General features: G+C 49.4%; 9 protein-coding genes. 2 read left to right on the top strand and 7 right to left on the bottom strand.

The genetic code is table 11. From position 1 onward, the window contains the following. Positions 1-63: 63 nt before the first annotated feature. The 6 genes from Pan161_RS02765 to nadA all read right to left on the bottom strand — a co-directional run bounded on the left by Pan161_RS02765 (position 64) and on the right by nadA (position 10,786). A complete protein-coding gene (locus tag Pan161_RS02765) occupies positions 64-2,262 on the bottom strand; it encodes a molybdopterin oxidoreductase family protein (protein WP_145232482.1) in 2,199 nt (732 codons plus the stop codon). Between the two features lie 40 nt (positions 2,263-2,302). Next, positions 2,303-4,048 (bottom strand): DmsC/YnfH family molybdoenzyme membrane anchor subunit, encoded by a 1,746-nt coding sequence (locus Pan161_RS02760; protein WP_145224074.1) that lies wholly within the window; start codon positions 4,046-4,048, stop codon positions 2,303-2,305. A 6-nt stretch (positions 4,049-4,054) separates the two neighbouring features. Further along, on the bottom strand, positions 4,055-4,825 hold the full coding sequence (locus Pan161_RS02755; RefSeq protein WP_197995667.1) for a ferredoxin reductase: 771 nt from the start codon (positions 4,823-4,825) through the stop codon (positions 4,055-4,057). A gap of 14 nt (positions 4,826-4,839) precedes the next feature. Next, complete coding sequence (gene nirB / locus Pan161_RS02750) at positions 4,840-7,800, bottom strand: nitrite reductase large subunit NirB (protein WP_145224072.1); 2,961 nt, start codon at positions 7,798-7,800, stop codon at positions 4,840-4,842. A 60-nt stretch (positions 7,801-7,860) separates the two neighbouring features. Further along, a complete protein-coding gene (locus Pan161_RS02745) occupies positions 7,861-9,240 on the bottom strand; it encodes an MFS transporter (RefSeq protein ID WP_145224071.1) in 1,380 nt (459 codons plus the stop codon). Between the two features lie 556 nt (positions 9,241-9,796). After that, positions 9,797-10,786: a quinolinate synthase NadA gene (gene nadA / locus Pan161_RS02740; protein ID WP_145224070.1), complete on the bottom strand. Its 990-nt coding sequence runs from the start codon at positions 10,784-10,786 to the stop codon at positions 9,797-9,799. A 202-nt stretch (positions 10,787-10,988) separates the two neighbouring features. On the opposite strand from nadA, the gene Pan161_RS02735 reads away from it, so the two are divergent. After that, positions 10,989-11,813 (top strand): PIG-L deacetylase family protein, encoded by an 825-nt coding sequence (locus tag Pan161_RS02735; protein ID WP_145224069.1) that lies wholly within the window; start codon positions 10,989-10,991, stop codon positions 11,811-11,813. A gap of 37 nt (positions 11,814-11,850) precedes the next feature. Next, positions 11,851-13,200 (top strand): c-type cytochrome, encoded by a 1,350-nt coding sequence (locus Pan161_RS02730; RefSeq protein WP_232103598.1) that lies wholly within the window; start codon positions 11,851-11,853, stop codon positions 13,198-13,200. Here Pan161_RS02730 and Pan161_RS02725 read toward each other — a convergent pair. Beyond that, entirely contained in the window at positions 13,187-14,485 is a 1,299-nt protein-coding gene (locus Pan161_RS02725) for a CPBP family intramembrane glutamic endopeptidase (protein WP_145224068.1), read from the bottom strand. The genes Pan161_RS02730 and Pan161_RS02725 overlap by 14 nt on opposite strands. Positions 14,486-14,502: the final 17 nt, after the last annotated feature.

Below are 14,502 nucleotides of genomic sequence, written 5' to 3'. Positions count from 1 at the left end.
AAGATGTGCAATGCCTTGTAGAAGTTAATTAAGCGTGTTCCCGAATTCAGTGGGGAATTGAAGTCAGTTTGTACTCACTTTAACAGCACAACACTTGTACGATGGCTGACTCGAATGCGGATCAAATACCGCATCCGTCAGTTGATTCGTCTCTTCATAATGCATCGGAATGAAAAGCTGTCCCGGCTGTACCGATTGTGTAATGAATGCCCGTGCTTTCAGATGCCCTCGCTGTGATTCGATCATAATCCAGTCATTCGGCTGAATGGACTGGGCGCGGGCATCCTGGGGATTGATCTCTACATAGATCCGCTCGGGGTAAAGCTTGCGGAGCACATCCGAGTTTCTGGTGCGTGTCTGCGTATGCCACTGCGATGCGGTGCCTCGTCCTGTCAGCAGAATAAAGGGGTACTGATCGGACGGTGGTTCCGGCATTTTGGATGGTTCTGAAAAGATAAACCGGGCCCGACCATTCTCATGAGGATAGATACCATCTTCAAATAATCGCCGTTGGGGAGCGGGAGGCTGTGTCTCTGTATCCGGGAACGGCCATTGGATACCCCCCTGTTCGTCAATTGCTGTGTAGTCTTCGACCCCGGAAAAGTCACAGGGTTGTCCTTTGGATAACTGTTTCATCAGTTGAAACACATCTTCGGGTGATTTCCAGTTTGAGAACATCTCGCCGCAGCCCCAGTATTGCGCGATCAGTTTAAAGATGGAAAAATCAGACAGCGCCTGACCGGGAGCGCGTTTGACACGCTTCACACGTCCAATCCGCCGTTCTGCATTAATGAACGTTCCCTCTTTTTCACCCCAGCCTGCGGCCGGCAGGATGAGATCTGCGAATTTCGCTGTTTCTGTATCATGATACATATCCTGAACTACCAGGAAGTCAAGACGGTCCAGGATGTCACGCACCTGTCCCTGATTGATCCAGGAATGAGCCGGGTTCGTGCAGATGACCCACAATCCTTTAATTTTACCGGCCAGGATTCCTTCGATGATTTTGTGATAAGGCCAGCTGTTTTGATCGGGAATCTGTTCCGTGGGGATCGAGAGCACACGGGCCACTTTGTCACGGTGCTCGGCGTTCAGGAAATCATGCCCGCCTAATAGATTCGTGGTGTTGCTGAATAAACGGGATCCCATCGCATTACATTGTCCTGTAATCGAGTTGGCTCCCGTACCCGGTCGACCGATATTGCCGGTCATCAGCGCCAGGTTGATCAAAGCCTGCGCGGTACGAACTCCCTGGTAACTCTGGTTCACTCCCATTGTCCACCAGAAGGAGACCCGTTTGCCGGATTTGATCAGATCAGCAAACTTTTCAATCATTGCCTGGCTCAATCCGGTTTCTGCGATGACACGCTCCAGCGGATAGGCGGTGACATAATCTGCAAACTCCTGAAACCCCTCGGTATGTTCCTGAATGTATTTTTCATCGATGGCCCCCTGCTCGATCAGAATGCGTGCGATCCCGTAAAACAGGGGCAGATCTGATTTTGGATAAATCTGCAGATGCAGACTGGATTGCATCGCGGTTTCCGTTTTTCGAGGATCGACGGTGATAATTTCGGGAGAATGCGGATTGCGCATCACCCGTTCCCACATGATGGGATGGGCAATGCAGGGATTCGCACCGACAAAGACCAGCACGTCTGATTCTTCCAGATCCTGGTAGGTGAATGGTGGGGAATCGAATCCAAACGACTGTTTGTAAGCGGTGACTGCAGAAGCCATGCACTGGCGGGTATTTCCGTCACCATGCTTCATGCCCATGCCGAACTTGGCCAGCGCTCCCAGGAAGGCCATTTCTTCCGTGACCATCTGGCCTGTGCTCAGAAAGGCAACCGAATCGGCTCCATGCTGCTGTTGGATGCCTTTAAACTTACGGGTAAACAGGCTCAAAGCGGTATCCCAGTCGACTGGTTCCCAGTGGTTGGGAGATTTTTTGACCAGGGGGCTGATCGCACGATTGGGGGATTGCAGCACCGATAACGCTTCCCAGCCTTTCGGACAGGCCATACCGAGATTGACCGGATACTCGGTCGTCGGACTGACGCAGATCCCTTCCCCCTCTTTTAAATGGATATTCAGATTACATCCCGTGCCACAAAAACCACACACCATTTGAGTCGTTGAATCAGGCAGGTTTTTTTCGGGTATCTTTCCCAAGCCAAAGCCGCCGGGAGAAAGCAATAATTCTCTGGTAAGGTGCCCCTCTTTCTGGTGAATGAGGGAGCCTAAATTTGAGGGATCCATTATAGACATCGGAACCGATTCCAGTGCGATAAAAAGTATGTCATCGTAATACACCTGGCATGCGGGGAGCGGCGACCGCAGAGAAGAACAGGTATCGTTCCAGCAGTTCACCAGCGAGGTTGGCGACAAACAGGAAGGAGACGATGATGAATAGGCTTAAGGTATGTAAAGGTTGAACCTGGTGATTTAATAAAAATGCCGGCATCAGAATGCCTCCCAGGATACCGCAGGCAAATCGTGCCAGCGTGACATTGGAAAGCTCCCCGCTCATCAGCAGAGCAGATCGTTTGAGGGGAGAGTTCTGACGTCGCAACAGGTAGCGGAAGATAGAAGCTTCGAATGCAAGTTTGCAGACAGCAGTCACAATCAAAGCTTTCGCCAGCATCGGTCCTGCCTGCGCGGCCAGTAATTTTGATTCAGGCAAACTGGAAAAAATGCCCAGTAGATAAAGTGTGAACAACGTCGAGGTAATTCCCAGCAGAACGGCGGTCAATCCAAATTTAATCAGCGTGGATTCAAAACTCCAGAACTCCCGTTTTGTAAAGACATAAATCATGATGGAGCAGAAAATACCGATGATCCCTGTCAAGCCGACCACTTGACCTGCCAGGGGCTGCCAGGCTTTCAGGTTGGCATAGGAATCTCCTGAAAGCCAGGTCAATAACGCATAGGCCATCGCGGTATTGGAAAAGACGCCGAACGCCAGGATTTCACGACTCAGCCAGGAATGTTTGAGCCCTAAGATTCCCCGGAAAGCATATTGCGGTCGCCCCAGATGCAGCGTACTGGCACCCAATGCGACTAAGCCAAAAAAGAGCGCGAACGTGGCTGACATACGTGTCATGACAGAAGTCGTTTCGGCACTGAGAAAATATTCAAGGGCCAGACTGGTCAGAAAGGCGCCTACCGAAAGCTGTGTTAACACCAGCATGATGACCAGTGGTATGTGCGCATGTTGCGGGCTGGCAGAATAATAATCTGCAGGGATTGTATTGCGGGGGAATGGCTTTTTCGATTTGTAGGTTGTTGTAGGATACGTGTGCTGTGGATCCGGAGCAGCGGGCAGAAACTGATCAATTTCGGAATCGGCAATCACCTGTTCCTTACTCACGATGTTGATGGAAATTGCCTGATGAGGACAGGCCTGCACACACGCGGGCGCTTCTCCATCGGACAGTCGCTGGCTGCACATATCGCATTTACGGACAATGCCTTTCTTACTGTGATATTTGGGCACATCATAAGGACAGGCCAGCGTACAATACTGGCAGCCGATACATTGGTCATCCAGATGTCGGACGATTCCCGTGACAGGATCTTTTTCGTAGGCGTTGACCGGACAGGCCTGCATACAGCCCGGGTCGAGGCAGTGATGACAGGCGGTCGTGACATGCTGATAAATCGGATCCTGGTTCGTACCACCGGTGAGTAACCCGACATCGCGCCAGGTTTCATTTTCATCCAGACCATTCAGAGAGTGGCAGGCTGTCACGCAGGCTTTACAGCCCGAACAACGATCCAGATCCACGCCGAACGCATACTGCTCACCAGCCTGAGGGGTTGCTGAGGGAATCAGATCTGTATAATAACGCGACTGTGCCGGCAGTTGGTCGGCATCATATTTCTTTGCAAACTGATCGATGGCTGTCAGTGTCTGCTGTTCTTTCAGCAGTAGTGAGATCAGATCAAATTCCTGCTCGGGGGCTCCTCCCCTCTGTGCTACAGAAGATGCCGGATCACTGGTATAAGACTGATTCAGATCAGGTCCCTCAACGTCGAAGTTCATGTGTATCTATCTGGTTTTATTTTTTTTATGAAATTGTTCACTGTGAATCAGTTCTTGTGGAACTCCCATCTCGAGAAGACGAAGTGTGAAATCCTGATTGAAATTCCGCGGGCCACATAAAAAGAATCGTGACGACTCAACCTGGGGGATCTTAGAGATCATGAAATCAAAATTGAGATGCCCACAATATCCCAGCCAGTGAGGAACCGGCTGAGAAAGAGTCAGAAAGTAATGGAAGTCCGGCATTTCAGTGATCAGGTCCCGTGTTTCCTGATCAAAGATGACATCCCGAGGTGTGCGGGCACCATAAAACAGATAACAGTTGCGGTTCACGTTAGTTGCATGCAGATATCGTACGATACTCATCATGGGAGTAACCCCGATGCCTGCGCACAGGAGAATGACTGGTTCAACATGTTGCGCAGGATCAAAATAAAACTGCCCTAACGGGCCTTTAAGCCGTACATGACTGCCGACATGAATGTGTTCAAAAAAATAATTCCCCACCTGCCCTGCGTGATTACGTTTGATCGTTAAATCAATGCGCTCACTCTGATGGGGTGAAGAACTGATGGAAAAACTGCGCCAGACTTCCGATCCATTAATGTCGAGGCAGACTTTGACAAACATCCCGGGATGATGGGGGGGAATCAATCCCTGTGAGTTATCAAGTCGAAAAGTACAGACATCTTCTGCTTCCTGGATCACATGCGTGACCGGGAGCGAAATCAGCTGATCTTTTTGTATTTTACTGTCTTGTTGGTTGAATAGTATCATTCCATAACCTGTGCTTAGTGAGCGCCAGCACATTCCGTGTGATTGATGAGTTCATCCAGTACACTGGAGTCCGGTAATTCCAGGTACACATTCTCCTGGTCGTCTAGTTTAACCTTAAAGACGTTGACTTCATATTCTGTTTCACCACTCAGGCAGGAACCATTCTCCAGCGAGAAGGTTTTCTTATGCAGCGGACAGGCGACTTTCGGAATTCCCGCAGAATCACCGATAATTCCCCTCGATAGAACCATCGCCTTTTTATGCGGACACATCTGCTGGCAGGCATACCATTCTCCACGGCTGGCGAAGTTGAAAACCGCAATTTGGGAATTGCCGTATTTTACGGTTGAACCGGATTCTGCTGGAAAATCACTGACAGTTCCGACTTTGACCCACTCCCGTGTTTCGCTGCTCTGCTCAGGCTTTTTCTCAGGTTGCTTGATGTCATTAAACGCGACAAAATCAGGAGCCCAGTCAACGGGACGCGTCTGTCCGCGTTGAGGAATCAGCTCGATCGATGTCTCATGTTCATCCGTGTTGACAAACTGCTCAAACAGCCGCCGTTTTTCAGGATTGGTCACGACTTCTTTCCACTCACAATGATAGGAATCGACCAGAGACTGCATCATGTTTTCCAGCTCATCACAGATCCCCAGTTTATCTTCAATGACCACTTCTCGCAGATACTCGATGCCCCCTTCCAGCTTTTCCAGCCAGGTGGCTGTACGCGTTAACTTATCCGCGGTCTGTATGTAATACATCAGGAAACGGTCCAGGTATTTGATACAGGTTTCTTCATCCAGGTCTGAAGCGAACAGATCCGCGTGTCGTGGTTTAGCACCTCCGTTTCCACAAATATACAGATTATATCCATGTTCGGTCGCAATCAGTCCAAAGTCTTTACTCTGGGCTTCGGCACATTCACGAACACAGCCAGAGACGCCCCCTTTCAGTTTATGGGGTGCCCGGATTCCGCGGTAGCGTTCTTCCAGTCGTATCGCGAAACCGACGGAATCTCCGATCCCATAGCGGCACCAGGTGGTGCCCACACAACTCTTGACTGTTCGCAATGCTTTGCCGTAGGCGTGACCACTTTCAAAGCCGGCATTGATCAGTCTTTCCCAGATTTCGGGAAGCTGATGAACTTCCGCACCGAATAAATCGACGCGCTGGCCCCCCGTAATTTTCGTATAGAGCCCGTATTCTTTACCGACTTCACCCAGCACGATCAATTTTTCCGGAGTGATTTCACCGCCGGGAACGCGAGGCACAATGGAATACAGGCCCCCGCGCTGTACGTTCGCCAGGAAACGATCATTTGTGTCCTGTAAGCCGGAGTGATCGATAATATGTTCATTCCACAAACTGGCAAGGATTGAGGCAACAGTCGGTTTACAGACTTCGCAGCCGTTACCGGATCCACAATCTTCAATGACCGCAGAAAAGGTCTTGAGTTTTTTGACTTTGATGATATCGAACAACTCCGTGCGTGAAAAATCAAAGTGTTCGCATAGCCGGTTGCTGACCGTAATTCCCGCTGCTTTCATTTCTGCTTTGAAGACATCCGTCACCAGAGGCAGACAGCCTCCACAGCCACCACCGGCTTTGGTGCAGGCTTTGATCTCATCGACCGAAGTTAAGTCTTGCTCTTTGATCGCGGTACAGATTTGTCCCTTCGTAACGTTGTTACAGGAACAGATCTGAGCGTCGTCAGCCATCTCTGCGGCACTGCTTCCGGGAATGCCGCCCCCTGCACCAACGACAAGCTCGTGTGGTTTGCAGGGAAGTAAGTCGTTGGATTTCGCCAGGATGGACAGGCTGCCATAATCAGAGGCATCGCCAATCAGGATGCCACCGCGCAGTTTTGTCCCCTCTATATTGAAAACGAGCTTTTTATACACACCGTTAAAGGGATCTTCGAATGTCAGGTTTTTCGAAATATCCGGACCCAATTCATAATCACCGAAGCTGGCGACATCCACTCCCATCAACTTTAATTTGGTGGATAGCTCACTGCCTGTAAACTCTGCTGCGCCATGACATAAATGGGTCGCTGCGACTTCTGCCATCTGGTAACCGGGGGCAACCAGACCGTAAACCATCCCGGAATGTAATGCCACTTCGCCTACAGCGTAGATATCAGGATCGGATGTCTGTAGCTTGTCATTGACCAGAATTCCACCGCGTTCACCGACTTCCAGTTCACATTCTCGCGCCAGCTCATCGCGTGGACGAATCCCTGCAGAGACAATAATCATGTCGAGTTCCAGCTCTTCACCATCCTGAAAGCGAATGCCTGTTACGCTGGATTCACCCAGAACCGAGTCAGTGGCTTTATTCAAATGAACCTGCACACCCAGCTCTTCGATTTTCTGTACAAGGACCTTTGAGCCTGCATCATCAATCTGGCGCGGCATCAGTCGGGGAGCAAATTCCAGGACGTGTGTTTCCAGACCCAGGTCAAGGGCCGCTTTCGCTGCTTCCAGACCCAGTAAGCCTCCACCAATCACGGCTGCTTTTTTCGAATGTCGGGCGTAATCAATGATCTGTTCCAGGTCATTGATGGTTCGGTAGACAAAGACGCCCCGGTTTTTGATACCAGGTACATTTGGCACAAAAGGATACGAGCCGGTCGCGATCACAACTTTGTGGTAGGGAATCTCGATCCCTTTTTGAGAGCGAATTATTTTATTCTGGCGATCTATACTGATAGCGCGATCTGCCAGATGCAGGTCGATATTATTTTCCGAGTACCATTCCAGGCGGGCCAGCATCAGTTTTTCGGCGTCGTTGTGGGCAAAAAATTGAGTCAATCCAACCCGGTCGTATGCGGCACGAGGCTCTTCACAGAAAGTGACAATTTTGTATTCGCGGGTCTGGTCCTTCTCAACAAGTTGCTCACACATGCGCAAGCCCACCATGCCGTTCCCGATCACGACCACATTTTTCTGTTGTTCGGAATTTTGCTGAATCACTTTTATCTTTACCTTATCAATCAGAGGAGCGCGTAATTATCGTCTTTTCATCGTGATCAATTATTGTCCCATGGAAGCAGCAAGTTCTTTTTCACCGGCTTTCAGTGTGACAGCGGTATCCACCGCCACGCGGGCTTCTTCTTCTGTTTCTTCAGTAAACCGCACTAAAAATGTCAGGAAGGCACAACTGGTCACAATCGCACCGAGGATGAATAATGCCGTCGGCCAGTTGATTGCCTGGGTCTTGAACAAAAAACCGGCTGAGACCGCACCGGCGTTTCCACCAGCGCCCACGATTCCGGATACTGCTCCCAGAGATTTTTTGTTGATGAAAGGTACAACAGAGTAAGTTGCACCCTCAGACATCTGCACAAACAGGCTGAAGACAATGAGTGCCGGTAATGCCATCGCCAGCACACTCATCTGTGAAAAGACCATCAAAGCAATTCCTTCACAGAAGATGACAATAAATAACCATTTCACACGACCGCTGAGTCCCCACTTCTGACCGAACCGGTCGCCGAAAGCACCACCCAGTGTTCGGGCAAAAATATTCATTAGCCCGAACATCCCTGCGAATAGACCAGCCATTTTGATGGCTTCCACGGTGTCCATTTTTTTGAAGTAATCGAAGTAGTCCAGGAAGTAGAGTGCCGCAATATTGTTGATGGTCAACTCAATGCCAAAACAGGCTCCATAAATCACAAATAACGCCCAGACGCGGTGGTCTTTGCAGGCGTTCCAGAACAGACCTTTCTGCTGTTTCTTTTCTGGCAGCTTTCCCGCAGCTCTCAGGTCTTTGAAGTTCCCCTCGGGAGCGTCCTGAGTCAGAAAGTAATAAGCGATCCCTGTCAGAGCACATACCAGACCGGCGAGAAACATGGATGCCCGCCAGCCCATGGATTCACTGAATCCCAATACGCCGATAAACATGGTGAAAATCAGAGGCATCATGATCTGTGTTACACCCCCACCCAGGTTTCCCCAACCGGCGGAGGTGGCATTCGCCGTACCCACGCAGTTCGGGGCAAACATGATCGACGTGTGATATTGGGTAATCACGAACGAAGCTCCAATCGCTCCAATCGCAATCCGGAAAATCAGAAATGTGGTATAATCATGTGCGAAGCCAATGCCCATCACAGGCAGCGAACCGAGTACCAGGAGCCAGGTATATGCGAGCCGTGGACCAATCTGATCGCAGAGCCAGCCGATAAACAGCCGGGCGATGACAGTAATAGAAACAGAACCGATAATGCACCAGCCGACCTGCTCTTGAGTCAGATGCATTTCGGCACGCACCACTTTCATTAATGGTGCGATACCAAACCAGGCAAAGAAACACAGGAAAAAAGCAAACCAGGACATGTGAAACGCCCGCATTTGTGGCGTGCTGAAATTAAACAGATTGATTCTGGTTGCTTTGTTTTGAATTTCCATTTTGTGAGTGCCTTCTGCTGGTATCTGAGAGCGATTAAGTAGCGAATTAAGCGACTGATATGAACTTGCAGACAGACCGCAGGCGCGCAATCATTGATTGACTGAGAGAAAGAGTCTGAATCAACAACCCGGGGATCAGAAAACGCCTCTGCGCGTGAATTTCACAGAGTGATCCACTGAGAATCGAGATGAATTCCCAGCAGAGTTGAGGCCATTGCTATCGAGGATTTATGCTCTTTGAATTATGGGGTGGTCTTGAATGACAGTCAGCGCAACTGAAATTCAATGCGGGACAATTCACACGTCAAGTAAAACATGTGACTGTCGTTTCACTTAAGAGCTAAGGCAAAGAATGTGCCAGAAAATAAGTCAACTATCTTAAGAAAAGGGTAGCTTTAGGAAGACTTGGAATTAATTCTGCTATATGTAGAGATTTTGAGGTTTCCATGGATCAAAAAATATTAAGGGAGCCGATTGTCCAATATATTTTTTGTGCAGTTAAATCGCAGTAGCTGCTTAGGAAGTAAGCACGTCTATTGTGCAGTCAGCTAAGAATTTACTGTAACAGGCTTCGCTGCAGAACTTCTTTGGCCTGATCGAAATAAGGTTGCCATTCGATTTCCGGTTTGCCATATTTCAGGCAGTCGCGCACTTTCTGCAGAGTGTTTTTCGCCATGTGGGGACAGCGATTGCAGGCGCAGGTTTCACCAGAGGAAGCCATGATACCGGGAACAGGAAGATACGTGTGCTGTGGAGCCGACTTCTGCAGTGGGTGAATCATGTTTGCTTCGGTAGCGATCAGAAAGATTCCCGGCTCTGTGATTGACATCACGTATTGCCGTAATTTTTCGGTACCACCAATGAAGTCAGAGACTTCCAGAATCGAGTGCGGACACTCGGGATGTGCCAGGACCAGTGAACCGGGATTATTCTTCTTAGCACGCAGTAAATCCTGGACACTGAAGATTTCATGCACCATACAGGAACCAGGCCACAGAATCATTTCTCGTCCGGTTACTTCCTGCAGATAACGGCCGAGGTGTTGATCGGGCACAAACAGGATTTCTTTATCTGTGGGGACCCGGTCAATAATTTCCCGGGCATTTCCGCTGGTGACAATCCAGTCGCACAGACTTTTTACTTTTGCACTGGTATTAATGTAGGCGACGGTTTCGAAATCACGACCTTCTGCACGTAATTTCTTCTGAAACTGATCCAGATCTCCAAATTGACAGCTGTCGGCCAATGAGCAGCCCGCGGTCAGGTCCGGCAGTAGAACCGTTTTGTCAGGGCTGAGGATTTTTGTGGATTCCGCCATAAAATGAACACCGGAAAATACAATTGTCGATGTCTTCACATTGACGGCGTCACGGGCCAGTTTCAGGCTGTCACCCGTGAAATCGGCGATTTCCTGGATATCCCCATCAATATAAAAGTGAGCCAGGAGTGTTGCATCCTTCTCCTTTTTAAGTGATTCAATTTCATCCATCAGATCGAGAGGATCTTCATAGATTTCATCACTGTGATCAATTGTGGGCAACGACATTGGCTTTCACCTTATAGAATATCTGTCAATAGTCCGTTTTCGTGGCAGACACGGGCTACCGGTCAAAAGTTCAATAACTTCAATCAGTTAAATCTGGATGATTTGAAACCCTTCGAGTACAACTGCAGTAGTATTGTTTACAGAAAATCATCCTCGTCAAGCGGTTGATATTCTATATAATAACGTGAAGGTTTAGAACTCTATGGCAGATCAATCATTACGAATCCTGATTTTTGGCGCCCATCCGGACGATTGCGACATCAAAGCAGGCGGATCAGCGGCCCTGTATCAGCAGGCTGGACATACCGTGAAATTTGTCAGTGTCACCAATGGGGAGTCGGGGCATCAACGACTTTCGGGGTCTGAATTAGCCGATATTCGGCGTGCAGAAGCCACAGCGGCTGGAAATGCACTTGGCATTGAATATGAAGTACTCGGCAACCGGGATGGATACCTGCAGCCGACCATTGAAGCCCGATTCGAAATCATTCGTCTGATTCGGAACTTTCACCCCAATCTGATCCTGACACATCGACCCAACGATTATCATCCTGATCACCGTTACACCTCACAATTAGTCTGTGACGCCGCCTACATGGTCACGGTGCCTCCGATTGTGCCCGAGGTTCCTGCATTGCGGAAAAACCCTGTCATTGCATATCTCTCCGATCATTTTACCCGCCCCTACCCATTTTCACCAACAGTCGTTATTGATGTGGAACCGGTGTGGGATCGGATGATTGACGCTTTGGATTGTCATCAGTCCCAGTTTTATGACTGGCTGCCTTTTAATCACTTTTATGAAGATGAGGTCCCTGCAGATCCCGGTCAGCGGAAAGCCTTTCTGAGCAAAAAAATGAAAGCGCGCATCGGCCCGCTGGCTGATCGCTATCGCGATTTAGTCATTCAAACTTATGGAGAAAAACGGGGGCAGGAAATTCAGCTGATCGAAGCGTTTGAGCCCTGCGAATACGGTTCCCCATTAACAGAGGAAAATCGCAAAGTCCTGTTCCCTTTTCTGCCTTGATGTCTTGCAAATTTACTGTACGAGAAATATCAAATCCATGCGAATACCAGTTCTAAAAATGATAACGGTCGTATGTCTGCTGCTGAGTATCGACTCTTCCCTGGCAGAGGAAACTGCCGCCGAACGTGGCTATCGCCTGCTGACGACAAAGGCTTATTTACCACCTGATTTTGATCAGGAAGTTCTGAACGACTTGTGGAAAGTCTGGCCTGATGACTGGAGACAGAAAGCCGAACAGGCTTCGCCGGAAGCACGCCGCGAACTGATTTTTTCCTATTACGGAATCATGAACCGGCCTGGTTCTGAAGAGGCCCCGCTGGGTTATGTTGTGACGCCCGAGCAGAAGTGGGTCATGAACTGCTTTAACTGTCACGGGGGGAAGGTGGCTGGAACTGTGATTCCCGGAGCCCCCAACAGTCACGTTGCCCTGCATACCCTGACCGAAGATGTGAGTAAAGTCAAACTGCAGCAGTTGAAAAAACTGAGCCACATGGATCTGGCTGCGATCGGCATTCCGCTGGGCACAACGCATGGAACCACGAATGCCGTGATCTTTGGGGTGGTTCTCGATTCTCTCCGTGATCCGGATATGAATTTTGACAGGAACCGTTCCGTCCCCAGTCTGCTGCATCACGATATGGATCCCCAACCCTGGTGGAATGTCAAACGGAAATCACGGATTTACGCAGATGCATTTATCACCAAAAATCACAGGGCATTGATGCAGTTTATTCTCATTCCACGAAATAACGCGCGTCAAATCAAGAAATGGGAATCCGATTTTGCAGATATTCTGGCTTATATTGAATCACTGGAAGCCCCCCGTTATCGCTGGTCCATTGATGAGAAACTGGCCCGTCAGGGAGAAGTTGTTTTCAACAATCATTGTGCCGACTGTCATGGAACTTATGGTAGTGAAAGTGACTATCCGCTCAAAACGGTTCCGATCACAGATCTCAAGACTGATCCTGTTCGGTTGAATTCGCTACCACCCAATTATCGCGCCGCATTGAACCTGAGTTGGCTGTCCCGCTACGGTAAAGATCCTGTGGTGGAAGACCCGGGCGGTTATGTGGCTCCTCCCTTAAACGGAGTCTGGGCCTCTGCCCCGTATTTTCATAACGGGTCTGTTCCCACCTTGTGGCATGTCTTGAATCCACAGGAGCGGCCTGAAATCTGGCAGCGCACAGAAAACGGATATGATCAGACCCAGGTAGGGCTGGAAGTGGAGACGTTTTCGAAAATGCCCCAAGATCTCTCAACGGTGCAAAAACGACTTTATTTTGATACGAGCCAGTTTGGTAAATCGGCCAAAGGCCACGACTACCCGGATGAGCTTACACAGGAACAGAAGCAGGCCGTTCTGGAGTATCTTAAAACGCTTTGATGAATTGCAGCATTCCGGCTTCCGCTTCCGGTTGCATACCAAACAGGTACATCATCGCCATGAAGTTCAAAAACAGCAGAGGCAACCAGAGATAAAATCCTGCAGCTGCGGTTGCGCGTGCCATGGTGATCGGTGCACCCGCCGGTGGTTTCTCATTGGAAAGATAACCGGGTGTCCATTCACCGCCATTCGGTTTGATATACTTGACCCGCGTTTTCCACAAGTAGAGGCAAACGACGATCAGAAACAAAACAGCGGCGATTGTAATCATAGGGTGCACGGACTGCGTTTCATCGCCTAGTTTCGCTGCATTCTCGGGAAACTGACTCATCATTTTGGCTACGGTAACAGCGAACGCATTATTCAGAAAATGCACCAGTACCGGTGCCCAGAAACTTTTGGTCACGACATACACGAAGTGCATGAATATACCCAGTGGAATCACGGCAATGGCATGCGCCGGATGCATGTGAACCAGCCCAAACATGATAGATGTAATCAGAATGCCGGGAATCAAGCCCCACCGGGCCAACAGGCCGCGGCCAATCGCACCGCGGAACACCAGCTCTTCACCAATCGCGGGACAGACGGCGATCACCAGGATCAGTGCCCACAACGAACTTTTTTCCGCCATATCCTTGACGATTTCCATCGTCTGCATCTTATCAAACTGCTGGAGCCAGGGTATCTGCTCAGCAAACGCCGTCCAGATACCGTAGGCAATGCGATAAAATTCACCAGACAGCATGGACAATGGTAACACGCAGATGAATAACAGAAATCCGGTCGAAACAGCAAAGGGTTGCAGGTTCAGTTTCCCCAGTACATTTTTGCCAAAACGCAAAGCAACCACAGCCATCACAATTAACACAAAGATGCCCTGCTCTACTCCTGCCAGTTCGAGCGTATGAGTCTCTGAGATTTCAGAGAGCAGCTTGGCGATTTTGGCTGCAGTGTCTGGGAGTTGTTTTGTCGCCATCAGAAAGACGACAAAGCCGACCAAAAAAAACATGAGTCCGATAAAATGTACAAAGATGACTCCAAACATCCAGCAGATCGCTTCGAATAAACCGGGCCCCGGCGGTCGAACAGGCATGATTTGTCGAGGAACATCCTCTGCGCTGGCAGTCTGCACCGCTTCGTTTAGAAGATCATCCATTGTCTTCTTTGACTCTTCAGAGAACGGATCGATCTGTGAATTCTCTATCTGAGAACTTTCCGTTTGATCCAGTGAATCGAACAGAGGCTCCGATGACTCGGATGAGGGATTTTCGGAGGCAGCCATATAGGGTCTCAGTTTCC

This window comes from Gimesia algae (assembly GCF_007746795.1).
In the GTDB taxonomy this organism is placed as follows: Bacteria; Planctomycetota; Planctomycetia; order Planctomycetales; family Planctomycetaceae; genus Gimesia; species Gimesia algae.
The sequence above is the reverse complement of the archived record's forward strand: the minus strand, read 5'-3'. Positions and strand labels throughout refer to the sequence as shown.

Bases quoted from the DNA above. Each gene is read 5' to 3' on its own strand.
- Pan161_RS02765 (WP_145232482.1), bottom strand. From the start codon at position 2,262: ATGGATCCCTCAAATTTAGGCTCCCTCATTCACCAGAAAGAGGGGCAC.
- Pan161_RS02760 (WP_145224074.1), bottom strand. From the start codon at position 4,048: ATGAACTTCGACGTTGAGGGACCTGATCTGAATCAGTCTTATACCAGT.
- Pan161_RS02755 (WP_197995667.1), bottom strand. From the start codon at position 4,825: ATGATACTATTCAACCAACAAGACAGTAAAATACAAAAAGATCAGCTG.
- Pan161_RS02745 (WP_145224071.1), bottom strand. From the start codon at position 9,240: ATGGAAATTCAAAACAAAGCAACCAGAATCAATCTGTTTAATTTCAGC.
- nadA (WP_145224070.1), bottom strand. From the start codon at position 10,786: ATGTCGTTGCCCACAATTGATCACAGTGATGAAATCTATGAAGATCCT.
- Pan161_RS02735 (WP_145224069.1), top strand. From the start codon at position 10,989: ATGGCAGATCAATCATTACGAATCCTGATTTTTGGCGCCCATCCGGAC.
- Pan161_RS02730 (WP_232103598.1), top strand. From the start codon at position 11,851: ATGCGAATACCAGTTCTAAAAATGATAACGGTCGTATGTCTGCTGCTG.
- Pan161_RS02725 (WP_145224068.1), bottom strand. From the start codon at position 14,485: ATGGCTGCCTCCGAAAATCCCTCATCCGAGTCATCGGAGCCTCTGTTC.